At 68.8% G+C, this 23,281-nt stretch carries 23 protein-coding genes and 4 pseudogenes; 18 read left to right on the forward strand and 9 right to left on the reverse strand.

The annotated features are described in order from the left end of the window. Positions 1-183 precede the first annotated feature (183 nt). A pseudogene (locus OG948_RS33680) lies at positions 184-1,981 on the reverse strand (Tn3 family transposase); the annotation flags it as partial. A gap of 82 nt (positions 1,982-2,063) precedes the next feature. On the opposite strand from OG948_RS33680, the gene OG948_RS33685 reads away from it, so the two are divergent. Further along, entirely contained in the window at positions 2,064-2,249 is a 186-nt protein-coding gene (locus OG948_RS33685; RefSeq protein WP_406300410.1) for a hypothetical protein, read from the forward strand. 3 nt (positions 2,250-2,252) lie between these two features. Then, positions 2,253-2,573: a hypothetical protein gene (locus OG948_RS33690; RefSeq protein ID WP_406300411.1), complete on the forward strand. Its 321-nt coding sequence runs from the start codon at positions 2,253-2,255 to the stop codon at positions 2,571-2,573. 377 nt (positions 2,574-2,950) lie between these two features. On the opposite strand, the pseudogene OG948_RS33695 reads toward OG948_RS33690, so the two are convergent. Both OG948_RS33695 and OG948_RS33700 read right to left on the reverse strand, forming a co-directional pair. After that, a pseudogene (locus OG948_RS33695) lies at positions 2,951-3,061 on the reverse strand (flavoprotein); the annotation flags it as partial. A 235-nt stretch (positions 3,062-3,296) separates the two neighbouring features. Further along, positions 3,297-3,875: a hypothetical protein gene (locus OG948_RS33700; protein WP_406300100.1), complete on the reverse strand. Its 579-nt coding sequence runs from the start codon at positions 3,873-3,875 to the stop codon at positions 3,297-3,299. Positions 3,876-4,148: 273 nt separating this feature from the next. Here OG948_RS33700 and OG948_RS33705 point away from each other — a divergent pair, with 273 nt between their 5' ends. The 3 genes from OG948_RS33705 to OG948_RS33715 all read left to right on the forward strand — a co-directional run bounded on the left by OG948_RS33705 (position 4,149) and on the right by OG948_RS33715 (position 7,530). Then, on the forward strand, positions 4,149-4,739 hold the full coding sequence (locus tag OG948_RS33705) for a hypothetical protein (RefSeq protein ID WP_406300101.1): 591 nt from the start codon (positions 4,149-4,151) through the stop codon (positions 4,737-4,739). 1,458 nt (positions 4,740-6,197) lie between these two features. Continuing rightward, the gene (locus OG948_RS33710) at positions 6,198-6,701 is read left to right on the forward strand and encodes a SigE family RNA polymerase sigma factor (protein WP_406300394.1); all 504 of its coding nucleotides are present in this window, start codon (positions 6,198-6,200) and stop codon (positions 6,699-6,701) included. Further along, the gene (locus tag OG948_RS33715; protein WP_406300102.1) at positions 6,691-7,530 is read left to right on the forward strand and encodes a hypothetical protein; all 840 of its coding nucleotides are present in this window, start codon (positions 6,691-6,693) and stop codon (positions 7,528-7,530) included. The genes OG948_RS33710 and OG948_RS33715 overlap by 11 nt, the downstream gene beginning before the upstream one ends. A 64-nt stretch (positions 7,531-7,594) precedes the next feature. Here OG948_RS33715 and OG948_RS33720 read toward each other — a convergent pair whose 3' ends face one another. Further along, positions 7,595-8,698, reverse strand: coding sequence for an IS110 family transposase (locus OG948_RS33720; protein WP_406300103.1), 1,104 nt, complete (start codon positions 8,696-8,698; stop codon positions 7,595-7,597). A 166-nt stretch (positions 8,699-8,864) separates the two neighbouring features. On the opposite strand from OG948_RS33720, the gene OG948_RS33725 reads away from it, so the two are divergent. Beyond that, positions 8,865-9,224 carry a hypothetical protein gene (locus OG948_RS33725; protein WP_406300104.1) on the forward strand — a complete coding sequence of 120 codons (360 nt, stop codon included), beginning with the start codon at positions 8,865-8,867 and terminating at the stop codon, positions 9,222-9,224. A gap of 54 nt (positions 9,225-9,278) precedes the next feature. Here OG948_RS33725 and OG948_RS33730 read toward each other — a convergent pair whose 3' ends face one another. Next, entirely contained in the window at positions 9,279-10,244 is a 966-nt protein-coding gene (locus OG948_RS33730; protein WP_406300105.1) for a hypothetical protein, read from the reverse strand. 8 nt (positions 10,245-10,252) lie between these two features. Here OG948_RS33730 and OG948_RS33735 point away from each other — a divergent pair. From OG948_RS33735 to OG948_RS33780, 10 genes and pseudogenes are all read left to right on the forward strand, one after another. Continuing rightward, positions 10,253-11,098: pseudogene (locus OG948_RS33735) on the forward strand (hypothetical protein); the annotation flags it as partial. Positions 11,099-11,151: 53 nt separating this feature from the next. Next, the gene (locus OG948_RS33740; protein WP_406300106.1) at positions 11,152-11,733 is read left to right on the forward strand and encodes a transcriptional regulator; all 582 of its coding nucleotides are present in this window, start codon (positions 11,152-11,154) and stop codon (positions 11,731-11,733) included. 342 nt (positions 11,734-12,075) lie between these two features. Then, entirely contained in the window at positions 12,076-12,408 is a 333-nt protein-coding gene (locus OG948_RS33745; protein WP_406300107.1) for an ArsR/SmtB family transcription factor, read from the forward strand. Beyond that, positions 12,405-12,695 (forward strand): hypothetical protein, encoded by a 291-nt coding sequence (locus tag OG948_RS33750; RefSeq protein WP_406300108.1) that lies wholly within the window; start codon positions 12,405-12,407, stop codon positions 12,693-12,695. The genes OG948_RS33745 and OG948_RS33750 overlap by 4 nt, the downstream gene beginning before the upstream one ends. Then, positions 12,688-12,846, forward strand: coding sequence for a hypothetical protein (locus OG948_RS33755; RefSeq protein ID WP_406300109.1), 159 nt, complete (start codon positions 12,688-12,690; stop codon positions 12,844-12,846). Before OG948_RS33750 ends, OG948_RS33755 begins: the two co-directional genes overlap by 8 nt. Beyond that, positions 12,806-15,040, forward strand: coding sequence for an MMPL family transporter (locus OG948_RS33760; protein WP_406300110.1), 2,235 nt, complete (start codon positions 12,806-12,808; stop codon positions 15,038-15,040). The genes OG948_RS33755 and OG948_RS33760 overlap by 41 nt, the downstream gene beginning before the upstream one ends. A 289-nt stretch (positions 15,041-15,329) precedes the next feature. Next, entirely contained in the window at positions 15,330-15,854 is a 525-nt protein-coding gene (locus tag OG948_RS33765) for a hypothetical protein (protein ID WP_406300111.1), read from the forward strand. A 639-nt stretch (positions 15,855-16,493) separates the two neighbouring features. Next, positions 16,494-16,604 (forward strand): annotated as a pseudogene (locus OG948_RS33770) (IS630 family transposase); the annotation flags it as partial. Between the two features lie 560 nt (positions 16,605-17,164). After that, positions 17,165-17,548 carry a hypothetical protein gene (locus OG948_RS33775; RefSeq protein ID WP_406300112.1) on the forward strand — a complete coding sequence of 128 codons (384 nt, stop codon included), beginning with the start codon at positions 17,165-17,167 and terminating at the stop codon, positions 17,546-17,548. 173 nt (positions 17,549-17,721) lie between these two features. Next, positions 17,722-18,024, forward strand: a complete 303-nt coding sequence (locus OG948_RS33780; protein ID WP_406300113.1) for a hypothetical protein — start codon at positions 17,722-17,724, stop codon at positions 18,022-18,024. A 508-nt stretch (positions 18,025-18,532) separates the two neighbouring features. Here OG948_RS33780 and OG948_RS33785 read toward each other — a convergent pair. The 3 genes from OG948_RS33785 to OG948_RS33795 all read right to left on the reverse strand — a co-directional run bounded on the left by OG948_RS33785 (position 18,533) and on the right by OG948_RS33795 (position 20,049). Next, positions 18,533-18,760: a hypothetical protein gene (locus OG948_RS33785; RefSeq protein ID WP_406300114.1), complete on the reverse strand. Its 228-nt coding sequence runs from the start codon at positions 18,758-18,760 to the stop codon at positions 18,533-18,535. A 341-nt stretch (positions 18,761-19,101) separates the two neighbouring features. Then, positions 19,102-19,296, reverse strand: a complete 195-nt coding sequence (locus OG948_RS33790) for a hypothetical protein (protein ID WP_406300115.1) — start codon at positions 19,294-19,296, stop codon at positions 19,102-19,104. A gap of 627 nt (positions 19,297-19,923) precedes the next feature. Further along, on the reverse strand, positions 19,924-20,049 hold the full coding sequence (locus tag OG948_RS33795) for a hypothetical protein (protein ID WP_406300116.1): 126 nt from the start codon (positions 20,047-20,049) through the stop codon (positions 19,924-19,926). Positions 20,050-20,082: 33 nt separating this feature from the next. Here OG948_RS33795 and OG948_RS33800 point away from each other — a divergent pair, with 33 nt between their 5' ends. Beyond that, positions 20,083-21,396 (forward strand): hypothetical protein, encoded by a 1,314-nt coding sequence (locus OG948_RS33800; protein WP_406300117.1) that lies wholly within the window; start codon positions 20,083-20,085, stop codon positions 21,394-21,396. Between the two features lie 214 nt (positions 21,397-21,610). Then, positions 21,611-22,603: an ankyrin repeat domain-containing protein gene (locus OG948_RS33805; protein WP_406300118.1), complete on the forward strand. Its 993-nt coding sequence runs from the start codon at positions 21,611-21,613 to the stop codon at positions 22,601-22,603. Positions 22,604-22,624: 21 nt separating this feature from the next. Here OG948_RS33805 and OG948_RS33810 read toward each other — a convergent pair whose 3' ends face one another. Next, positions 22,625-23,251, reverse strand: a complete 627-nt coding sequence (locus OG948_RS33810; protein ID WP_406300119.1) for a hypothetical protein — start codon at positions 23,249-23,251, stop codon at positions 22,625-22,627. Between the last annotated feature and the right edge of the window lie 30 nt (positions 23,252-23,281).

Below are 23,281 nucleotides of genomic sequence, written 5' to 3' on the forward strand. Positions count from 1 at the left end.
TAAATAGCGCAAATCAAGAAAATGGTGCCCCTTTCTTGCGCTCGACCGTTTCCTCCTCCCCTGCCGGAAGATATGGACCAAAGTCGCGCGCCTCGCCTTGTGCCTTGAACTATCGGGGTTACGAGGTGTTACGCCCTTCGGGCGTAACACCTCGTAACCCCTCTTACGGGCGCGTCGGGGCTGTCATCCGTGATCGGCGTTCGGCTCGCGCAACGGCCTCAATTCGTTGGGGAGTTCGGGCAGGGCGAAGGAGTATCGCCCGAGCATGTTCACGTGGTCGCGTACGAACGGGGACAGGCGGGCCACGTCCGCGTCGCGGACGTCGAAGCCGTCGGTCCGCAACCGCTTGACGGCGGCGTCCATGTAGCGGGTGTTGAAGAGCACCAGGGCGTTGAGGACCAGGCCGAGCGCGCCGAGTTGGTCCTCCATGCCGTCCTGGTAGTTCTGGTAGAGCTGTCCGGCCTTGCCGTGGAAGATCTTCCGGGCGAGGGAGTGCCGGCCCTCCTGGAGGTTGGCCTGGGCCTTGATCTGTCGCCGGTAGGCGGGCTCGTCCGCGAGTCGCAGGATGTGCAGGGACTTGGAGATCCGGCCGTAGTGCGCGATCGCGTCGCCCAGCGGGGTGGGCCGGCCGTCGCGCGAGAGCATCCGGATGACGTCGTACGCGCACCGCGCCGGTGTGGATCGAGCCGATGATCCGCAGGATGTCGTCCCAGTGGCGCTCGATCCGCACCGGGTCCACCCGCCCCCGGGCGACCTGCTGGAACGGCCCGTAGTGCGCCCGCGCATCCACCCGCCACATCTTCTGGTCCGGCAGGTCCGCCAGTTGCGGCGCGTACACGTACCCCGCCAAGGTGAGGAGACCAAAGACAATGTCACTGTACGAGGCGGTATCCGTGACGATCATCTCCGGGAGTTTGCCGCCCTCGCGGTCGTAGAGCACGTCGAGCACGTACAGCGAGTCGCGCGGGGTGCCGGCCACGACCTTCCCGCCGAGCCCGGCGGCCTGGTCGTTGATCATGTTCAACCACGTGGCCCCGCCCCGGCGCCCGAAGAAACGGGGATTGGGGCGCGCGTACACCGACGGCACGGGGGCGACGAACCGCATGCCGTCGACCGAGGCGACCAAGCCGCCGCCCCACGCCTGTGCGAGGTCGATCCCGGCCTGGTAGTCGATCATCGTGGCGTTCGCGGCCCGATAGGTGGCGAGCCGCAGGTAGTTGTGGTCCACGTGGCCGAGCCGGTCGCGGGTGAGCGTGTCGGCGCCGCCGATCACCGGCGTGTACCCGACGTTGCAGCCATGCGCCACCAGCAGGGCGGCGATCGTGATCCGCAGATCGGCCAGCCGGCTCTCGGAGCCGGTGATCGAGGTGAACGCGCGGTCCGCGCCGGTCCACGAGAACACTTCGAGAATCGCCTCGGGCAGGTCCACCCGCGGCATCATCGACTTCACCGCCGCGCGCAGCTCCACCAGGCTCGGCGGGTCGGGTTCCGGTTCCAGCGCGGCCAGGTGCAGCCGCCCGTCCTCGCCGAACGTCGCCTGCGTGTTCACCGGCAACCGGGACGCCACCTCGCGATACGTGCCGTCCAACAACTCGGCCCGCGCCCGCAGTTGTTCCTGTGCGTCTTCGGGAAGGCCCAGGCTCGCGAGCACGGTTGGCCGGGTGCGCGTCCACGCCGCCCCGGACAACAGCTTCGCCCGCGGGTCGCCCCACTTCGAGGAGTTGCGCGCGAAGATCTCCCGGCGCCGCAGCATCCAGTGGAAGTGCTCCAACACGCAGAACACGTACGCCTTCCACTCCACACACCCCGGCTCGACTCCCGGCGCGGACAGCACCAGGCGCCGCCACGATCCCGACAGCAGCGACAGGTCGATCTCCGAGGCCGCGACCTTCTTGCGCCCGAGCAGATCCGGCAGTGACCGCAACCCGGCCAGCACCGGCGCGCCCTCCGGGGTAGCGCCGAAGTCGACCACGCCCGTCAGCGTCGGCGGCCTCACCGCGCGCTCGCGGTGAGGCCCCACCGTCGGTTCGGGCCGCCGTCTGCGGGCCGGAACCAACCTGAGCATGTCGAGCAAGGTGTCGGTGCCGGCGAGGTCACCGCGATGGCTGGACGCGGGCGTGGCGCGCGGGGCCCGCGGTGCCGGTTGGGTCGAGGGCCACGAGGTCCACGAGGTGTTGCACGAGGGTGTCGAGGGGGCGGGTTCCGTCAAGAACCAGGTCCGCGAACTCGCGGGTGGGCGCCACGTGTAGTTCGTGGGCGTCGCGGCCTCGTTCGAGGTAGCCGCGCAACGTGATCCGGGGGTCTTTGCGTTCCTCGATCTTGCGGAGGGTCTTGCGGGCGAGGCGGATGTCGGCTTGCGCGTCGACGTACGCGCGCCGGTGGGCGCGATCGCGGACACCGGGCGGGGCGAGGGCGAACGGCCCTCGACGATCACCAGCGCGGCTTCGTCGTGCCGGGCGATCTCGGCTTCGACGCGGCGGGCGTCGATCGCGTGCGGATGGCCGAAGTCGACGATGGGACCGGTGCCGTCGAACGAGGGCACCGTTGGGGCGGCGGCGGGGTCGCGGTGGTAGCAGAGGTCGAGGTGGACCACCGCGGCGAGTTCGCGGGCGATGGTGATCTTCCCGGAGCCGGCGCCGCCGGCCAGGGCGAGCACGGGTGTCGACTCGGGTGCCGCTGGTGTACCTCGATCCACCGCCGGTGCCGGGGACCCGACTCTATGCCGGGCGACGTCGCGGCTCGGGGAGCGCGGATCAGCCGGTGCGACCGGTGGCGTGCCTTGCGACCCTGGCCAGGGTGTTGCCGGGATGGGCCCGACCGCGGCGCCGGGGGTGCCGTCGGTGAGGGCCGCGGTGGGGTCGGGGGTCAGGACGTGGTGTCCGTCGGCGCGCAGGGTGGCGGTGTTGCGGCGGACGGCGGGGCTTTCCCACACGCGGTGGTTCATGGAGGGCTGGAAGTAGACGCCGGGCCCGTGCGCGAGGACGAGCGCGGTCAGCAGGGTGTCGGCGAGTCCGTGGGCGGCTTTGGCGATCGTGGTGGCGGTCGCCGGGGCAACGAGCAACAGGTCCGTGTGCTCGAGCAGTTCCGCGTGCAGGGGATGGCCGGGGTCCCCTTCCAGTCGTCGTCGGTGTGGACGGGGACGCGCAGCGCGGGGAGGAAGAGGGCGACGGCGGTGGGAGTGGCGACGACGGACACGGTGTCCGCGTACCGCAGGGCGTCCTCGACGAGGAGGTCGGCGGCGTTGGCCGCGCTGGAGCCGCAGATGCCCAGCGGCAGGCGGTGGAAGGGCTTGCCGGTCACCGACGCGCTCCCGGGACGACGTCGCCGGTCGCGTCGGCGACGGCGGCCAGGTCGCCCAGGCCGGGAAGCGTGGCGAGGTTGGGGAGGCGGTGGGTGAAGACCGCGCGCCACCACGTTCCCAGGGGCCGGGCGATCTGCGCCAGGACGAGGTCCTCGACCGGGCCCAGGGCACGGTAGAAGTCCAGCACCGCCGCCCGGTCGGCCATCTCCACGCGCCTGATCCGATCGAGCAGGTCGCCGATCGTGTCGCCGCCCGGCACGTCGGCGAGCAGGCGCGGGGAGAACAGCCATGTGCGAGGCGCGGGCAACCGGCCCGCGTCCAGGAACGCGGCCCACGCGAGGAGATCGACCAGGTGGCCGGCCAGGTGCCGCCAGGCGTGGACCTCGGTGCGCAGGACCCCCTGGTAGACCGAGCGCCAATAGGTGGAGGCGTAGCGGGAGACGATCTCGGGCGCGAGCCGGTGCTCCGTCGTGCCGGCCGGGCCCGCCGCCAGGCGGGCGTGGTGCTCGGCGACGACGTCCCCTGTCGGTTCGCCGACGGGGGACTCACAGGCGTTCGAGATCAGAATCGCCACGATCAGGGGTCCGCGAACCGCCGGGCGACAGAGCGGCTCGGAGCGACGTCCAGCACGGGCAACAGGAACAGGACAAACAAGAAGGCTGACAGGCAGCGTGACCACCATTCTTCATAGTCACTTATGTAGACATGACCGGAAGGATGGGTCGTATCCATTCTGGCAGTGACTCAATATGTGTGCTCCCTGCAAGAGCACCTGCTTGATGCCGCGACACCTAGATGGTTTCCTTGGATTGTTACTTGTCGAAGGATTAATTTAAGGGGGTTGAGAATGACAGTCTGGCGTCTCCCGGTTACCTTGGTGGCAACTGCGGCTCTTCTTGCAAGTGGCAGCAGTGGGGCGTTCGCGGACGCGGCGCCTGAAAAATCGATTCCGCACTGCGTGTTCAATGGCATCAATAGTCAACTTAATTGTTTCGACAAAATCGGTGAAGCTGCCGAGTTCATTTCCGATGGAAGTGTTCGAGCAGATACCGTATCAACGTCCGAGGATTTTGAGGCGGAAGTTGTTGCACTGAATGCCAAGAACAGCCCACAGGATGCGAATATTGTTCAGGCAATCTTGTGGCAGTACAAAAGCTTTAAAGGTTCAACCTACACCATTCTCGGTTCCTCCACCTGCAACAACTGGGGTTCGGGGGAGAACCTTATATATGGGGAATGGAACGATACCCCGAGTTCGGGGAAGACGTACGCCGAGTGCGGAGTATCGCTGTTCGAGCACCAGTACTACGGTTCGGTGATCGTCATTCAAATAAACAACGAGCTCTCCTCCTTTGGCGTCATGGACAACGCCGCCTCCTCATGGCGTACCTGGGGTGGGGTGAATCACCGGCTCCCTTCGCGTCTTGCCTCCACGTGATGGGGTTCATCGTCAGCAGGGTCGTCTCGCTAGATCACCATGCGAGCGAACATCCGTAGTGGGCCCATGGCCTGAGCATTTGTGCAGCCTGCGGATTCGAGGAAAAGGCCCGCACGACTAGCCCGCGCCTTACGCCACGGCGCGAGTACACGCGACAATCCGGCTACGCGAGCCGTTTGCGTGAGCAACACCGCACCGGCCTGCGAGACGATCCCCGACCCACTGGCTATGACGGCTTCCGGCGGCCCCGCCCGGACGGCTCCACTCGGCGCCGACAAACGTTCGACGACGTTTCGAACCGGCCGCACCCAGCGGTACCGCCCAGTTCAAGCGGCGGAGCCATTTCAGACCGTCCTTGAAACAGCAACCAGCTGGGGCCAACTCGGGCCGTCCGGGTGGGGCCGCTGTAGACCGTCATAGCCAACCCACCGGACTCCACGCGCACACGCGGATGCGACCGGCTATTCTTCTTCACCTGAGAAGTGCTTCTTTCCGTGCAGCCGACAGGACCCTAGAGAGGTCCCCTCGTTGCAGGCCAGGAGTACTTTTCGTTTTTCTGACCGCCTGTCCGACACCCCGCCTCAGCGAACCTGGCCTCGATCGTTCACGAGTCCTCGTCGGTTCGTCGCCGGGGACTCCGCGCCAAGAAAATGTGGTCTTTCTTCCGAAGACTGGCAGGTGGCGTGCAGGCGAGGAATTCACCTGGCGCGCCGTGGCCCAGGTGCCATCGGAACTGTGGTGCTCCGAATGGGGCAGCAACCAGCTCTACAGCAAGGACCTCTGCGCGGCCGCCGCGCAGGTTCTGGGCGAAGCCTCCTATCGGGAACCAAACGCCTGCCCGATGGCTTCCCGAGATCAGCCCGGCGGACCAGATGAAGATGGCGGCAATATGAAGTCCCGCTCGGAAGAGGGTGGCGTTCCTTCTCATAGCGGGTTGCCAAGCCACGCCAGTTTTTGGGCTATTGATGCAGCATTCGATGCTATTGCGCCGTTTGCCTGCCTTACGAGCGAACGTCGGCGGGCGTCCGCCCCTCTGCCCTTGCGCTTTTGGTTGGCGACCCGGTCAGAGGGCTGTGGAATCACCGCCCGGACCCCGCTATTTGCGCAGGTGCCGCAGATGGCCGTGGGGAACAGGCTCGGCCTCGCCGAATCGGACATAGGAGACATCGTATTCGCCGAGTCGGAGCAGGGCGGATTGCGGCCGGAGTCCGCGACACCGAGCATACGCGTCTCGGAGAAGGAGTAGGCGGTCCCGAGCAGCGTTGCATCGGCGGAAGATGAGCAGCCGGTCCTGGCGGCCGGGCGCGCGAATCCACGCTCCTTCGAAGAACGCGTGCGATTCGGTGCGCTGTCCGCCGAATTTTGTTGTGTCGCGCTGTCAACCTGATTGGCTTCCGGGAAGGTCTTAGTGATTGAGAGCATGGCGAGGGGGATGTGGTGACGGACCGAACCGGCTCGATGCCGGGTGACGAAGCGGACTTCGTGGAGTTCGCCACCAGCAGGCAGCAGTCGTTGTACCGGCTGGCTTTTCTGCTGAGCGGTGACCAGGAGGGCGCCCAAGATCTGACGCAGACGGCGCTGGCGAGGTTGTTTCGCTTCTGGAAGCGGGCGGCGAGGGCGGAGGACCTGGATGCGTACGCCCGCACCGTGCTGCTCCGGGCGTACTTCACCGAGCAGAAGAGAGCTCGCCGTGAACGCGAGGCGCACATCCCCTTTGAGCCGCCACCCGCGGCGGACATGCCGGACCTGCGGCTGACCGTGGCCGCAGCCCTGGACCAACTGCCGCCACGCACCCGGGCGGTGGTGGTATTGCGGTACTGGGCTGACCTGAGCGTCGAGGACACCGCCGCGGTGTTGGGCTGCTCGACCGGGACCGTGAAAACTCTCAGTTCGCGCAGCCGGACCCGGCTGCGCGAACTGCTGCCTGACGACCTGTGGAAGGAGCCCCGCCATGGAGGATGACGCGCTGCGCGCGCTGCTGACGGAGACGACGTCCGATCTCGAACCCAGGCCCGACACGACACTCATCGCCCTGCGCGCCGGTCGCCGCCTGCGCCGCCGCTCACACGTGCGCAAAGCGGCGCTCGCGATAGCGGCTGCCTGCGCCATCCTGGTACCGGTTGCGTGGGCGAGCGTAGACGGCGGCGGCCAGGCGTCCCCGCTGCACCCGGCGACCTGGCCCAAGGACACCGCGCTGGCGCCGCCGACGACGCGATACCCCAGCACACACATCAAAAGCGGGGACGACAATCCCAAGCTCAGCCGCGACCAATGGCAGGTCCGCCGCGCATTCGAACAAAAGACCGCCGACGTCCTACGGCAACTGCTGCCGCTGGGCGGCCGGATCATGATCGCCGACGACACTTTTGCGAGTTTCCGAATCCATACCGGATCGGGACGGTACGCGATCCGGCTGGCAGCTCTGCCACTGAACGGCGCCGTCATCCCTAACTTCGCGTCCTGCCAGGCCTACCTCGCCGGGCAACCGAAGAAATCCTGCGTCCAAGGGGAGCTGCCCGGCGGTGCCGCCGCCCTGGTCGTCTCCGGGACCGATGCCAACCCCTCTCCCGACCGGCCTGGGCCCCAGGCCGAGATGCTCTACCGAGACATGTACGTCACGGTCTCCTTCCCGCCCGTCGAGGGTGCTGCGGCGCCGGTGCCGGTCACCCCGAACGCCCTGATCACCGCAGTGACCGATCCCAGGTTCGTTGAACTGCTGGACTTTCTCGTGGCCCGCCCCGGCCTCGACGGTCACACCCACAGCATCACCACCAAAGCCACCCGGCCGTGAAACCGCAGCGGGGCCGGAAGACTTCACCCCGCCGCAGCCCCGGCCCCGAGGCTGCTATATCGCGTCAAGCTGCTTGCGGGATTTTCTGGCGATCAACATCGGCCGGCTGTTCGGATCGTTCGAGGAGCTTGAAGAGTTGGCGTGCGATGGCTCGTTTCAGGCACCGTTGGGCGTCTCTGGACGTCTTGCCCTCGGTCGTTCGTCGGGCCACGTAGTCACGGGTGGCGGGGTCGAGGCGCATGCGGATGAGGGTGATCGTGTGGAGCGCGCGGTTGAGTTGTCGGTCGCCGCTGCGGTTGAGGCGGTGCCGGTTGGTCGGTCCGGAGGACGCGGGGATCGGTGCGGCGCCGGCGAAGGACGCGAACGCGGCCTCCGAGCGGAACCTGCCGACATGCGACCAGCTCACGAGGATCTGTGCGGCACTGATCGGTCCCACACCCGGGAGACTCGGAAGTTTCGGGGCCAACTCGCGGACGAGCGAGTGGAGTTCGCCCTCCAAGTCCTTGGCCTCGGCTCGTAGGGACTCGATGCGTTGAGCCGTGGACCGGAGCGCGCGGACGGTCATGCGGTGCTCGATGTCCCGGGCGGGTCGATCACGCAGCTTCGCGCAGTGGGCCACCTGGGCCTTGCTCGTCCTGCCCCGGAGTTCGGCGCGCAACTCGTCGGGAGCCGAGACGAGCAACGCCTTGAGCTGGTTGACCGCGGCGGTGCAGGCCAGGACGGCACCCTGACGGGTCGCGAGCAGGACCCGCAGGGCCTCGCGTTCCCCTCGCCGCCGGGGATGGATCGGGTGCTCGGAGGTCAGGGCCTCGCGGGCCGCGCGCACGGCGTCGAGCATGTCGGTCTTGCGGCCGCCTCGAACCGCGGGCCGCTTGGGCCGGCAGACCTCGACGGCGCGTTCGCCGGCGGCGTCCAGGAACGCGGCAAGTCCCGTTCCGTAGCTGCCTGTTCCCTCCAGCGCCCAGCAGCGTGCGCCGGGGACGGCCTCGCGGGCGAAGTCCAGGAGGCGTTGGTAGCCGCGTGCGTTGGCGAGGGAAGCCGATCGCCGCCGGCGTCGCCGCCGGTTGCGCACGGCCGGAGTCACGATGGCGGTGGCCGTCTGCGGTGTGGGGGTGATCGCCGCAGTCGTGCGCGGGGCGGGCTCTGCGGATCCGTCGACCTCGGCCACCGCGCCGACTCCGCGCGACGCGCCTGCGTGGGGCGCGCAGGAGCCGGGCCCGTTCACGTGCGGTCGGCCGCTCGGGTACCCCACGACCGAGCGGTACGACGGGTTCGGTCTGTCGCCGCTGACGATCGAGCGTCCCCCGGGGGCGCCGGACGGTCCCCCGAGGATCGTGGCCGAACTGACCCCGTCCTCGCCGACCGGACTGAACGCCACCGAGGTGTATCCCGTCGTGCTCGTACTGCGCGACGGGATCGTGGTGGGCGGCCCGGTCCGGGCCGGTGCCCTCGGGCCCGGACGACCGCTCCGCAGCCCGACTTGGGTTCCGTCCGATCAGACGATCCGGGATCTCGCCCCGGCCTGGTTGTGTGGCGCGGTGACCTGGGAGCAGGTGTGGGCGGACCCGGGAAGGTACATGCTGGCGCTCGTGATGACACCACCCACGACCGACGGCAACCGACCGGGCAGCCGTGCGATCGACGCGTCCTATCCGCTGCTGATCTCGACGGCGCGACTCGACGCGCGGCCGTGAAACGGACCTCGTCCGGTGCGATGACGATGGCGGTCGCACCGGACGAAGGTCGTGTCAGCGGTGGTGGAGACGAACGGAGAAGGCGTTCATGATGGCGACGGCGCTGGGCCATCCCACGCTTTCGCAGTCTCGGTCGTTGACGCAGCGGAACCCGGTGCTGACGGTTCCGTTGATCCGGCGGGTGTCCGTGTCGTTGATGGTGATGATCGGCCCTCCGCTGTCACCGGCCGTGGCGGCGATGTCGTCGTCCCACTGGCCGCCTACCGAACCCACGATGTTCGTGCCGTTCACCGGCCAGATGTTCGAGCCGGCGACCCGGATGTTGCACATGACCCTGGTGTTGTAGCCCAGGTTGCACACCCAGTCGCCGGCCACGGTGGACCGGGCGCCGTTGAGGCCGCGGATGTAGCCGCTCGTGTCGTAGCCGTCCCACGTGTAGTCACTGGTCTCGGCCTCGATGAAGGCCGCGTCGACGTTGGGGTCCTTGGCCTTGACCTGGCCGACGTACGTTCCCCCGTGGGTGTACACCTGCGCGCCCACGTTGTAGCAGTGTCCGGCGGTGACCAGCCATTGCCGATTGTCCCAGGTACTGATGGTCGGTATTCCACTCGTGCAGCTGGCACGTTCCGGGCTGGACCCGACGCCGAGGGCGCTTCCGGCGTAGAACGGAGCGGAGTCGTTCTCTCGGCTCAGCGGCTTGGCCGCTTCCCCTTTCTCTACTCGGACGTCCAGCGTGGGGGAAACCGTCCTGTCGCGTCCCTTCGCCGATGCCAGGTAATTGCTCGCGTTTCCGGGATCGTTCACGGCGAGGGTGATGCTTCCGCCGTCGCCTGCAAAGCTCGCCGAATACACTTGGAACGGCAGGGTCTTGTCGTCGAGGAGACGCGACGCCTCGCGGACCATCGAGGCCTCGGAGTTCCTCCCCTGTTTCACGACGATGAGCTTCGTGTCGGCTTTCGGGTATGTTTTGCGGACCTGTGCGACGAACGCGTCGGCCTGCGACGTGTCGGTGAGATACACATTGCCTGTCGCGGGCCGGGTCCCGCTACGAGCACACCTGGTACCCGCCTCTGCCGGAGTTGTTGCGCAAGCGCAGCAGGGAGGAGTCGGACGCGGTGTGGGAGGCCCGCCCCAAGTGGCGCAACAGGCACCTGCCCGCCGGGGATCACGAGGTCGTCGCGCTGGACATGAACGCGGCATACCTGTCCGCGCTCAAGGCCCACCTGCCGATCGGCCCGCTCGAACACCGCGCAGGCCCCGACCTGGACGACTTCGACGGACCGCGCGGCCGCAAACGCCGCCGCGCCGGCATCTACCTCGTCGAACCCCCGGCCTGGGAGCACGACACCCTGCCCAACCCGCTCGGCGACCGGGACGAGCCCGGCCCCCTGTGGATCACCGACCCCACCCTGCGTCTGCTCCTGCGGTGCGCGTCGCCCGCCTAGGGCAACCTGTGCGAGGAACCTCAGGTTCTCGAGTCGTGGACGGCGGTGGCGACCGAGAATCTCCTGGAGCGCCTGCGCGGCGCCCTGCGCGACGCCCGCGACGCGGCGATCGCGGAGGGGGACGACGTGACGTTGGACTACGTGAAGCAGATGTACGCGAAACTTGTGTCCACGATGGGTGGTTCGAACCACAACCGGGAGATCAACCGCCCGGACTGGATGCACGTCATCCGGTCCCAGGCGTTCTCCAACCTGTGGGTCAAGGCCTTCAAGACCCACCGGGGCGGCCTTGCCGTGGTGCGTGTGATGGGCACCGACGAGCTCCACCTCACCGGCGGCGACTGGCGCACGATCTTCACCGAAGGCCGCGGCGTCGGCGACGTCAAGATCAAGGACACCTACACCCTCCAGACCAAGGAGAAGGGCTGATGCCCCACACCAACCACCCCCACCCCGCCTCGCCCGAGAGGACCTGACCCCCCATGCCGTACCGCTCCCTGGAGCCCGGCAAATACGGGATGCGCGGCACCCGCGCCTCCGCCCTGGCCGCGCAGCGCCTGGACGAACTCGCCGACGGCATCACCTCACCCGTCGACACCGAACGCGGCCTCGCCGCACGCCTGCGCTACCTCACCGCCTCCACCGCCGGCTACACCGCCATGGACACCGCCGGGATCACCGTCACGCCGCGCACCCTGGCAGCCTGGCTTGCCGAGGACCAAACCCCCAACCGGGCGAACCTGCGCCGGATCGACGCGGCCTACCGGGACCTGCGCCGACGCAACGTGGCCCGCTCGCTCATCCACCGGTTGAACAACGGCGGCCGCGGCACCCGGGTGGAACTGCACCCGCACGACCAGTCCGGGGTGCGCGACCAGCACCGCCGGGTGGGCGTGGCCGGGCACCGCAGCGTCAACGTCCGCCGCTGGGACGCCATCGTCCGCGCCTGGGCCGCCGGCGACGAACGCGCCCTGGACGAGGAGTGGACCGACGGGGTCCTGGCCGACCTCGGATCCGACTGGGGCGGCTACGAATACGCCACCGGAGTCGGCTTCGCAGCCTGAGGGCACAAGCACAGCCTTACCGAAGCCGGGCCCACGGGCTCGGCTTCGGCGAGTCGGCCATGACTCACCGGCGTCGGTCCAGCCGGCCGTACCTCCGCCCGGAAACGCCACGCTCTCGATGTGCCGACCCGGCACGGCAACTCCCTTCCAACGCAGGCCCATCGTGGTTCCGGCGACTCTCGCCGAGGTGCCTATACGAGGGCTACATCCCGGATTCCGCCCGCGAACCGGCCGCTCGGCGCGTCCGCTCGTGCTCCGGAACCGAACCGGAATCGGCGATGGGCGACAAGCGCTTTGGCACATGCTAACTTTTGTTGGCAGGTGCCTAGGTAAGGAGGGCGCATGACAGCTACCGAGTCAGCGGGAGATCGGCTGCTCCTGGTGTTGGCCACGTTGGCCAACCCGCACCGATTGCGGGTACTTGGAGCCCTCACCGGCGAACGGCAGTACGTGAGCGAGCTGGCGCGCGCACTCGGGGTGAGCCGGCCCCTGCTTCAGGTGCATCTGCGCAAACTCGAGCACGCCGGGCTCGTCTCGGCCTCGATCGAGGTCTCGGAGGACGGCAAGGCGATGAAGTTCTACGAAGTCGTGCCCTTCGACGTCCGGCTGACGCCGCAAGCGATCGCCGAGGCGGTCGCCACTCTCAACACGACAGTGAAAGGAGCAAATGCATGAGCTCCAGCGACTGGCAGGAGATCATCGGGGTCATCGGAGTCTTCGCTCTGGTGACCAGTGTGATCACGGTGGGTATCTGGCAGCTCGCCGCGACGTGGCGGGCCAAGGCCCAGCTGGCCCGGGAAAGCGAGTACCGGTCCATTGCCGACCGGGCCGTTCTGGTACAGGAGGGAACGGAGCGCCAACTGACGGCCATCACCGACCAGTTGAAGCAGACAAAGGGTCAGCTGGAAACGGTGCATGAGCGGCTGGAGTCGGTCGAGCGCATCCTCAAGGAAGTTGAGTAGCGAGCTGTTCCAGGTCGCCGAGCGGCAACTCGGCGACCTGGTGCGAACGAGCGTCACCTCGCCCGAGGGCGAGTTCCTGCGGATCACTCATTCATGGAAGGAATTGTCTCATGCCCCGGAACGAGGCAGAGGCGCCACCGCGTCCCCGTGACGAGCCGCGCGAGCGCCTTCCGGCATCGCGCATCCAACGCCTGGTGGCCTGGTCCATCGATCATCGGGCCAAGGCGTTATTGGGCTGGCTGGCACTGGTGTTGGTCGCGGTCGTCGCCACCGGCCTGGTGCCCGGTCGGGACGCGCTGGGACGGGACCCCGGCGAGTCGGGGCGGGCGCAACACGTCCTGCGCGACCAGGAGAGCTACGAACCGTCGTTGGAGAACGTGCTGATCCAGCGGCGCGGATCCCACGGTCGGGCGTTCGCCGAGGACACCGACATGCGCGCCGCGACCCAGGACCTGGTGTCGACACTGAACGGTCTGCCCGGTGCCGTGGCGAACCTGCGCTCTCCCCTCGACAACAACGCCCAGGTGTCGAAGGACGGCCGGTCGGGGCTGGTTTCGTTCTTCCTGGCCGGTCCCAACAAGCAGATGTCCAAGCACTACATCGCCATCGTCGACGCGGTCGGCAAGGTGCAGCAGCGCCACCCGGAGATTCGCGTGGTCCAGGCCGGCGACCGGAGCCTGAACCGCGCCGTGGACGACGCGGTGCAGGACGACTTCGGCCGGGCGGAGAAGTTCTCACTGCCCCTGACGGCCGTGATCCTGCTGATCGTGTTCGGTTCGCTGCTCGCGGCGTCGATCCCCCTGCTGCTCGCCGCGACCACATCCGTCGCCACCTTCGGGCTGATGGCCGCGGTCGGCAAGGTGATCTCGGTCAACAGCGCCACCTCCTCGATGATCCTGCTGGTGGGCGTCGCGGTCAGCATCGACTACTCGCTGTTCTACTTGCGTCGAGAACGTGAGGAACGGGCCGCCGGCAAGTCGGTCGGCCAGGCGCTGCAGATCGCGGCGCGCACCTCGGGCCGGGTCGTGGTCGTGTCCGGTCTCACCGTCATCCTGTGTGTCGCGGGGCTGGTCTTCACCGGCCTCGACAACTTCCGCGGCCTCACGGTCGGTACGGCTCTGGTGGTCGGCCTGGCCGTGCTGGGGTCGGTCACCGCGCTGCCCGCGCTGCTCGCGCTGTTGGGCGACCGGGTCGAGAAGCTGCGGGTCCCGTGGTTGGGCCGGCGCCGTACCGAGGCCGGCCGGTCGAAGGTCTGGTTCGCGGTGGCGCAGGCCGTCGTGCGCAGGCCCCTGTTGTGGGGCGGCGCCGCCGTGTTGGCCCTGCTGGTGATGGCGTTGCCGGCGCTGGACATGCGCCTTCAGGACGCCGGCCCGACGAACAGTCTCCCGCGCAGTGTGCCCACGGTGGACGCGGCCGTGCGGATGCAGGAGTCCTTCCCCGGAGCGGCGTCCCCGGCGAAGGTGGTCGTCTCGGGCGATGTGTCGCGCACGGCCCTGGACCGGTCGATCGAGCAACTGCATGGCCAAGTCGCCGCGCACGCGGACCTGTTCGCCGAACCGCTGTCCGTGCAGCGGGTCGACAACGTGACGATCATCCGGGTGCCATTGGCCGGCGGGGGCACCGACGACCGGTCGAACCGGGGACTGGAAACCCTGCGCGAGCAGGCGCTCCCGGACACCGTGGGGAAGGCGCCCGGTGCCGAATTCGACGTCTCCGGCAAGACGGCCTTCGCCTACGACTTCACGGAGCGAGTGCGGGACACCATGCCGATCGTGTTCGCATTCGTCCTGTTGCTGTCCTTCGTGCTGCTCGCCGTGGCATTCCGCTCGCTGGCGATTCCGCTCGTGTCGATCGCGCTGAATCTGCTGTCGATCGGTGCCGCCTACGGCGTCCTGACCTGGGTCTTCCAGGACGGGCACCTCGGCTCCGTGCTGGGCCTCCACTCCTACGGCGGCGTGGTCGGCTGGATCCCGCTGTTCATGTTTGCCCTGTTGTTCGGCCTGAGCATGGACTACCACATCTTCATCCTCAGCCGGATTCGCGAGCGGTGGCTGGCCGGCACCTCGACCCGGTTCGCCGTCGTCGATGGCATCGGGAGCAGCGCCGGTGTCGTCACCAGTGCCGCCGCGATCATGACCGGAGTGTTCAGCGTCTTCATCGTGCTCAGCGCGATCGAGTACAAGATGCTCGGCGTCGGCATGGCGACCGCGATCGTGATCGACGCGACGCTCGTGCGGGGTGTGCTGCTGCCCGCGGCCATCGCGCTGCTCGGTGAGCGGGTGTGGGTCCTGCCCGGCGTACGCGGCGCACGACGGCGTACCGGCGACCCGAGTCCCACGTCCTGATTCGACGACTCACGACTCACGCCTCGGAACCGTGCACGGCACGGTTCCGAGGCGAACCCACGTCCGCCCGGAAGTCGAGCCTGATGCCAGGCATGGCGCGGGCGGACTGTTCGGCTGCCTGCCGGACACACGGCCGCCCCCGACGGCGTGAGCCACCGCCCCGGCTCCATGTTTGGGAGGGCAAGGTCTCCGAGGGCCGTGCCGTGACGCTACCGACCCCCACCGGCAACGGTTTTGGCGAGTCCGCAATGATCACCCCGTACCCGGTGGAGTACGGGAGGGGGAGCGGATGCGGTGGCCGGTGGCGGTGCTCGCGTGTGTGGTGGTGGCCGCCGGGACGTCGGCGACCGGGTGCGCGCGCTACTTCACGTGTGCCGAGGAGGGCGGGCGTCCGTCCGGGTTGGTGGCCTCGGATCTGGTCGGAACCTACGGGGGCAAGCCTTTCGGTCGGCTGACGTTGGAGGCGGACGGCACGTTCACGGCGCTGGATTGGCCGGACCCGGACGATTTCGAGATCACGTCCTCGACTCCGCGGATGCCACCGGCCAACGGAACCTGGACCTTGAAACCGCGCCGGGACTTCGGCGATGTGCAGCTGCTCTTCACGACGTTGGGCACCCGCCACAACTACGGCGGTCTCTATGACGTGTCCGGTTCACGCCGGGAACCTCGGATGTATCGGTTCGCCGGGGACCCCGACATCTGCAAGTTCCACAGCTTCCGCCGCACGCGGCGAGAGGGCCGGCCCCCTCCGGTACGCGTGTACGAATCTCCGGCTGCGCGAGCGTCCGAAACCTCGGTCACCGAGGCCTGACTCACCTGGGCGTGCCGTGCATCACCGGCGGTCCGTCGATACGGTCGTCCCGCCGGCAGCCGTTGATGCGGCGGATCGTGTGCGGCCGTGGTCGCCGGACGGGCAACTGCGCCCTGAAGTAGTGGTGTTCGAGTTCCCTCTCACCGAAAAGTATGTCCCCGCAGTGTGTGGCGATCCGACGCGACAACGGGTGCGTTTGAGCGAGGCACATCTCGAGACCGGTCCTCTCGCTGTCGTTGTCGTCTTGGTCATTCCAGGCGTGGTCGGGGCCGGGGCGGGGTGCGCCGTCGAGGGAATTGCCTCCGGCGATATGTGGGCAGGTGAGGGCGGCGCCGGTCTCGGTCGCCATGGCGGGGAAGAACCGGCGTCCTTCGGGGGACCGGCTGCTGGTGGTCCACATGTAGTCGGGTCCGTCGCGCAGTGCGCGGTTGATCAGGCGGCATCCCGGGCCTCGGTGCACTCCAGCGTCGCGGGGGCGTCGGGTTGATCCGCGACGACGACACCGGCTGTCCCAGGTGCCCATGCAAGCACCGTAGGACCGGTATCCGACACCCGTCGCGCCGCACGTGTGGGGAATACGCCGCGTTGCCCGTCCGGGCGAGGGGGCGGTGTCGGTGCCCTGCGGCATGGTGCCGCGCGGCGGCCCTGAGGTCGATCCGCGCGGCCCGACCGGACGGCGCCCCGATATACGTGATCCTCGACAACCTGTCGGCCCACAAGAATTGGCGGATCCGCAGGTGGGCGTACCGGCGTGGCTACCAGTGTCTCTATTGGCGCCGCTTGCGGTTGGGTTCATATTTGGTGATCCCAATTCGGCGGCCGACCGGGTGACACCTCTGCAAAAGTTTTCGCCCGGCTCGGCCGCTTCCCCGAATGGGATGAACCCAGGATAAGGCCCGCATGCACAGCCTTGTTAATGCGCGAAGCGGCCTGTGGATGAGGTCGAGAGTGCTCGAACCCACATTCGAATCATGGCCCGAACTGCCTCTTCGTGCGGTCGTAGGCGACCCTGCATTCGCAAACGAGAGGCCCTTTTGCAAACGCCCTGGTACATCACGACACACAACCTGTTACCAATTCGTCATCTACGGACGGCGGGTCGGACAGCACCGGCGGTCGTGTCCTTCCTTGGATTCTGCACTTTGCCCACGATGTCCCGCAATGGTTCGCGGGGGTCGAGTCGGTTATAGGACGAACGGCTTGTCCATCGGACGGCTGACCCGCCGACGGTTACGGCGAGGTACAGGTCCCCTGACGGCAACTTCGGGAATACGGCCCCACAGCGTCGCGGCGGTCTCTACAGTCGCCCCATGACCTTTGGTGCGACGCCCGGGACGTCCCGACTGCTGATGTGGGTTGAGATTCCGTGCGGGACGTCTCTCTCGCAGTCCAGGAAGACACTTGGGGCCCTGAGTTCCCTCGTGCGCGCTCAGGGCAAAGGGCTCATGACGCACGCCGATCTCTTCCCCACCAAATACGTGGTCCCGGGACTCCTCGCAGTGGGTGCTGCGGTGGGTGCCGCCGTGAGTGTTCCCGTGTGCATCGTCGCCGCACCGCGCATCCGGAGTTGGTTCGGCGACCACGAATCGAAGGTGCATCCCGAGTCGGAAGACACCCTTCCGCAGGCCGGGTCCGAGCAGCCCGACGAGGTCGGGGAACAGGCGAGCGAAGTCCGTCACTTGCGCGCCGTGTGACGGCCCGAGCGGCGGTGGATCGTGTGAGAGGCGGGCCCCTTCCCGGATCGCAGGCCCGCGCCCTCGTTGCTTCCGGGAGAAGTCGTTGAACTGTAAACCTTTGCCGTGGGGTTCCGCGTTCGCGGCCGGGCCGAGCACGGTCGCTTCCGGACGCGCACACTGAAGGTATGGACATGGAGAGGACCGCGGAGATCGTCCTGGACGCCGACGACGTCATCGGCGTCTGGGTGGACGCCGCCATCTCGGGTTGGGACAGCGGCCCGCACAACCCCGCCCACGGTCCCCGCGAACCCTGGACCGCCGACGTGCGGCCGAACCCCGGCGACCTGGACGCCGTCGTCGCCGCTGGGAAGGGCGTCCTGCGCCTGCCGGACGAAGGCGAGCAGGGCGCGTTCCACCTCGTCGGCCAGTGCGTCGACTCCCGGGGCCGCGAGGTGGTCAAGCTCCAAGGGACCGGCGCGGTAACCACCATGTAGTCCTCCCCGTTCTCGTTGCACTTCCGGTGGTTCGCCCTCGCGTCCTCCCTCGTTCGGCCGCGGATTCGGCGTGTGCGCTCTCCGGGCGCGCTGATTCCGGATACTGTTCCGCGCCCCGGAATCAGCTCTGTTGCCTGGGCAGAACGAACTCGCCGACGGACCAACAGAGTTCGTGCGTCGGCAGTGCGGGGCGGGTGCGGCCCGCGACATGTCATTGCCGGTGCGTCGCAGCGAAGGTCCCTGGGCCGAATCACACTTCCGGAGGCAATCTCAAATGGCCGACGACGATACCAATCGACCCGATGACCGACGCAGCGTCCCGGCGATGGGCGCGCACGCGAGCCGGACCCGCTGGCCCCAGCCCTCGCGGACGACCCGCACCGGGGCGTCCTCGTCGACTATGCCGTGATTCCACCCGTTGATGGCGTGTTGGTGCTGCCCACCCGTCGACGTCTGCCGCCGGCTCCGCCGCGCCGTCGACATGGCTATCGACACAGCCGAGTCATCCTCAGACAGGCCGGAAGACCTGGGCTTTGCCTTGGTCCGTGTCCTTGAGCTCGGGCGGGATCCCCAGCCGCGTCCGATAGCCCACTCCGTCGATGGTGATCGTCTCCTTGAGACGGCTAAGAGGCAGGCGCTCGGTCCTGCCGTCCGCGGGGCCGCCGACGAACGTCACCAGGACCGGAATTTCCATGAACTCCGGTGGCGGCGCGGTCAGGGCCTCCCCGTTCGGCATCACCAGGATCTTCGGCGCCTCGGACGACGCCGGCTCCCCGAAGACACCGGCACACCAGCCGCAGCCGGGCCATCCGTCGAACCAGCCGAGTCCGTCATGTCTTCTCCCGATGAGCAGCCAACCGCCAACGCCGCAACAAGCACGACAGCCGCGAACAGACGAGAACGCATCCGCGCACTATCCCACCGGCGCCAACCGCCGCGGCTACCGGATGCCGCGATCGCTCATGCTCCCCAGATTCCCCACTCGGTCGAACGCGAAGCAACCACCCGGGTATCGCAAGGAGCGCACTGTCGCCACCACGGGGACGCAGACGCGACCGCTCCCGCGCCGCGCCTTCGTCAGTCGGGGTTGCTCCGGTAGGGGCGGCCGACGGCGATGTCGTCGATCAGGCGTCGGTACAGGTCCCGGACGCGTTCGTAACCATCGTTGGTCGGGTCGTCGGCCTCGCGTGCGATGCCCTCCAAAGGTGTGGATCCCGGGAACAGGTCGTCGACCGTGACGGGCGGCATCGCGGCGCGCATCGCGTCGTGCACGCCCTTGAGGTGGGGAAGCGTCGGTGCAGCTCCGGCCCGAGAATATGGTGACGGTACCCGTAGCCGGCGAGGTCACGGGCCAGAGCGGCGCTGCTCGCCCGGTGCGGATCGTCGGAGGACTGTACCTCGACGTCCGTGGGGAACTCCTCGACGAATCGCCGTACTTCCTCCGGAATCCATCCGGTGACCTGGGCGGCGTACTCCATGCTGCCGACCGGACCGGTGGTGACAACGGCAGCGGCCCCGCGACGCTGCAACCTGATGAGCCGGCGTACTGCGGCACCGACGGCCGACCGCGCGGCACCGGGCACGCCTTCGGCATCCCGGGCGCGGTCCGCCGCGATCCCGATGTCCCGTTCGGCCTCGTACACCAACTCCACCAGGCTGCGGTCAGTTGCTTCGTCGTCGGTCATCACGGCTCCCGAGATCCGCCGACAGCGGTCCCCGCTTCCGGCAGGGCGCTGCCGAATCCCGCCTCGCCGACACGGCGGAGTTCGCCGTTCTCCACCATGCGCAACACGCACACCCGACGTCGTGCAGGTCCCGCAGGACGGAGGATGCACCGTCGCACGGCGTCGAGAGGGACGAGCGCCAGGTTGACCGGGCCGTCGGCGCGGCCGATGAACGTCAGATCGCGAGCCAGCCGGGGCCGCCGTAGCTGGGCGAGACTGCGTTCGCCTCGAATGCGGCGGCGATCTCGTCGCCGAGGGCGTGGTGTTCGGGGCCCAGGATCACCTCGACGTGGTTTGCCATGACGTCGACGTACGTACCGTAGGTGGCGTTTCCGTGGTCGAGGCCCCGTTCACCCCGCTGACCCGCGCCGTGCGGCTCGCGCAGTGGGGGGACGCTGACGCGTGCGGGTTCGAACTCGACACGGTCGACCATCGGGTGCGGTACTGCGCGGCGGGGATGGACGAGGCCACCGCCCACGGCGTGGTGTTCGACGGCGAGCCGCCGGTGGACCGCTACCTGCTGCAGTTCTGGCCCGCGCCCGTGGAACCGGACCGCGTGGTGCGCCAGACGAGCGACAAGGCGGCGTACTGGCACAAGTTCGCCCGGGAACAGCCGCCGCCGCCGACGCCCAGGGAGCGGGCCGCGGCAGCGCGCGCCGCCCGCGAGGAAGAGGCCCGCGCGCGGGCGGAGCGTGCCCGGGAGCACGAACTCCGCGAGTGGGCGGGCCGGTTGCCGACGGAGCGGCTGCGGCGGGTGGGCGGGAACGTGCACGGGATGCGCATGCTCGATGTGCACCTGGTCCACGCGATCGCGCGCGTGGACGACACGACGCAACGCGAGATCGCCCGCTCGGCGGCACACCGCGCCTGCACCCTGGCGGGGCTGGCCGACGTCGACTGGATCGCACCCGCGTTGGCGGCACTGGACGTGGGACGGGCGTTGCCCGCGCCGTTCGACGATTCCGGTGAGCTGTGGCGGCGCCTGCTCGAAGACCCGAATGTTCCGCGCACCACGATCACCCTCCCGGACGGGACCACCCACAACGCGCTCCAACAGGCCTGCGCCCTGCCGGCGTTGCTCGGCGCCGCCGAGCCGGACTCCCTGCAGGCCGCCCTCGACGCCCTGTACGCCGCCACGGTGTCCCACGGCACCGACCATCGCGCCTTCCTGGACGAGGTCCGCGACGCCTGGCCCGGGCTCGGCGTCGTACCACCGGCACCCGCGGAGTCGCCTCCGTCGCCCTTTGCGTTCCTCCCGCCCACCGGGGACGGATTCGCCGACACCGCGTCGGGCCCGCGGACTTCGGTGGCCGAGGTGCGGCCGACCGCCTCGGCGCCCGATCCGAAGGCCTCGTCCGCTCCGCCCCGAAACCGCCCACCGACCACACCTCCCGTCGCGCGGCGGTCGTCCGGTATGGGCAAGGGCCTTGCGTCGCTGATCCCGGCATCCGGCCCCCGGCACCGCCCCGCCGGCACAGCCACCTCGATGGACGGGGTTCGGTTCGTCATCGTCGCAGGATCCTCGGGCCGCCCTGCGGATGCCGAGCCCGCCGCGCTATACGGCCTGGCGAGTGTCCCGAACAAGGGCGTCGACCCCGACGCCGACGCCGACGCCGACGGCGAGGAGGAGCCTCACCACGTCGGCTGAACAGGGGCGGATTCCCTGCCGCAACCTGTGCTCGCACCCGGCGTGATCTCCCCTGCGGACAAGCCGAGTTCATCCATCGAGGGAGTCGCGTCGTGAACCGCGCGCGACGCGTCGGTCGTATCGGTGCCCGGGGGTGTGGGACGCGGCTGCGACCGCCCGATCCGGGGCATCGGCGGTGTCCGAGCCGTGTGCGAGTGTCCTGGGGGAGCCCCGCATGGGGCTTGTCGGGTTGCGGCTGGAGGGGTCATCGGTGTCGGTGCAGGGGGACGGTTGGGCCGGTATCGGCTGGGACTGGAAGGACCACGACGACATCCGTCGTCGCCTGGACCGGGGCGCCGACCCGGAGGCGTGGCGCGGGCGGCGGCCCCTGCACCGTGCGGCTGTGTTCGGCTCTCCGGAGGTGGTTGCGGAGTTGGCCCGGCGGGTTGCGGACGTGGACGCGCTCGAGAACGGGGTGACGGCGTTGTGGGAGGCCGTCGTGTCCAGGAAACCGGACAACGCGCGGGCCCTTGCCGCCGCCGGGGCCGATCCGTGGCGTCGGTCGCTCGGCGGCTGGTCGCCGGGCCGGCTGAGCCTGGCCGGGCCCACTCCGGACCTGTTCACCGCGCCGCCCGGCGAGCACCTGACCGACGCGGAGCGCGCGGCGGCACAGGACGCCACCCGGCTCATCACGGCGCTCGGCAGCTTCCACTGGGATGGCACCGGATTGGCCTGCGTGGCCGGGATCGACGCCACCGAGGCAATCCGCCGCCTCGAGGCGACACCCGCACCGGCCGACATCATCGACGCGGCGCTGGAGAATCCGCACACCGCCGAACGGGACGAGACCCTGCGGATCGTCGGTGTGACATCCGTGCCGGGCGGCTGCGCCGTGACCCAACCGTGGGGATACGCCCCGCAGATGCCGGGCGTATTGACCCGGTTGTCGGTGGGAACCGTCTGCTACGGCCTCTACGCCAACCCCAAGAGCGGCAACCAGGGCTCCGTCGCGCGCGACGGAGCCATCGAGGGCTGGGACCTGCATCCGGGCGGCGGACCGGACGAGGACGACACCCCCGAGGAGGTGTTGGCCTCCTACCTCTACCTGTACAACGCGGTGGCCTTCACCTGCGCCTTCGCGGGACTGCGCCCGACGGGACCGCGGGCGGTCGTCGGACCCCCCGACCTGTGGGTTCGATTGCCGGAACGCGACTACTGGAAACACTGACACCGCCGAGGCCGAACAACCTCACCATCTGCGCGGGTCGGCGTCACCGGTGGGGCCGACGCCGAAGCGTGGGGCGTCCGCGGTCCGTTGGACCCGGTCGTGCGTCGGCAGGGCCGCGATGTCGTCGCGTTGACAGGCGTCGATCACGGCCAGAGCCTGAACCCTGGTCCAAGCCGCACACGCCTCGGCGAGTTCGGCGAACTCCGCGCCCCGGTCCGGTGAGGCTCGGCGGACCGCGTCGGCGAGCAGGCTACCGGGCCGTTCGGACCAGGACCGGTCGATCCGAGTGGTGCGCACGAGCACGCCCAACCACTCCCACCGGGCCCCGGGCAGCGGCGACACGCTCCGCAACTCGGCCGCCAGGAACGCTTGCAGAATGTCGCCCGGGACTATTCGGCCGGCCCTGCCGACCCGGAAGAGCAGCGCCGCCGGCATCGAAACGCTGTCCTCACATCGCAGAAACAGTCGATGGGTGCCGGGCCCGTCGGACTCGGCCGGGCCGCTGGTGGGGCCGGGATCGGGCGCCATCGGAGGTCCCCTCGAAGTGAAGGCCCTCGCGGCGAGAGCGTGTTCGGCCGGCTCGCCCGGCCGGCTGCGCCGCACGGGTTCCGCGACCGTCTGCACGATGATCCCGCGTTCGTCGGACACGATCGAGCTCCTGAACCGATCACGGTCGGG

The sequence above is a fragment of the Embleya sp. NBC_00888 genome, assembly GCF_045207655.1.
GTDB lineage: Bacteria > Actinomycetota > Actinomycetes > Streptomycetales > Streptomycetaceae > Embleya.

Coding starts and splice junctions, on each gene's coding strand:
- OG948_RS33750 (WP_406300108.1), top strand. CDS start 12,405: ATGAGCTCCAGCGACTGGCAGGAGATCATCGGGGTCATCGGAGTCTTC.
- OG948_RS33710 (WP_406300394.1), top strand. CDS start 6,198: ATGCCGGGTGACGAAGCGGACTTCGTGGAGTTCGCCACCAGCAGGCAG.
- OG948_RS33740 (WP_406300106.1), top strand. CDS start 11,152: ATGCCGTACCGCTCCCTGGAGCCCGGCAAATACGGGATGCGCGGCACC.
- OG948_RS33765 (WP_406300111.1), top strand. CDS start 15,330: ATGCGGTGGCCGGTGGCGGTGCTCGCGTGTGTGGTGGTGGCCGCCGGG.
- OG948_RS33780 (WP_406300113.1), top strand. CDS start 17,722: ATGGAGAGGACCGCGGAGATCGTCCTGGACGCCGACGACGTCATCGGC.
- OG948_RS33705 (WP_406300101.1), top strand. CDS start 4,149: ATGACAGTCTGGCGTCTCCCGGTTACCTTGGTGGCAACTGCGGCTCTT.
- OG948_RS33685 (WP_406300410.1), top strand. CDS start 2,064: ATGTCGAGCAAGGTGTCGGTGCCGGCGAGGTCACCGCGATGGCTGGAC.
- OG948_RS33805 (WP_406300118.1), top strand. CDS start 21,611: ATGGGGCTTGTCGGGTTGCGGCTGGAGGGGTCATCGGTGTCGGTGCAG.
- OG948_RS33745 (WP_406300107.1), top strand. CDS start 12,076: ATGACAGCTACCGAGTCAGCGGGAGATCGGCTGCTCCTGGTGTTGGCC.
- OG948_RS33775 (WP_406300112.1), top strand. CDS start 17,165: ATGACCTTTGGTGCGACGCCCGGGACGTCCCGACTGCTGATGTGGGTT.
- OG948_RS33715 (WP_406300102.1), top strand. CDS start 6,691: ATGGAGGATGACGCGCTGCGCGCGCTGCTGACGGAGACGACGTCCGAT.
- OG948_RS33795 (WP_406300116.1), bottom strand. CDS start 20,049: ATGGCAAACCACGTCGAGGTGATCCTGGGCCCCGAACACCACGCCCTC.
- OG948_RS33785 (WP_406300114.1), bottom strand. CDS start 18,760: ATGCCGAACGGGGAGGCCCTGACCGCGCCGCCACCGGAGTTCATGGAA.
- OG948_RS33760 (WP_406300110.1), top strand. CDS start 12,806: ATGCCCCGGAACGAGGCAGAGGCGCCACCGCGTCCCCGTGACGAGCCG.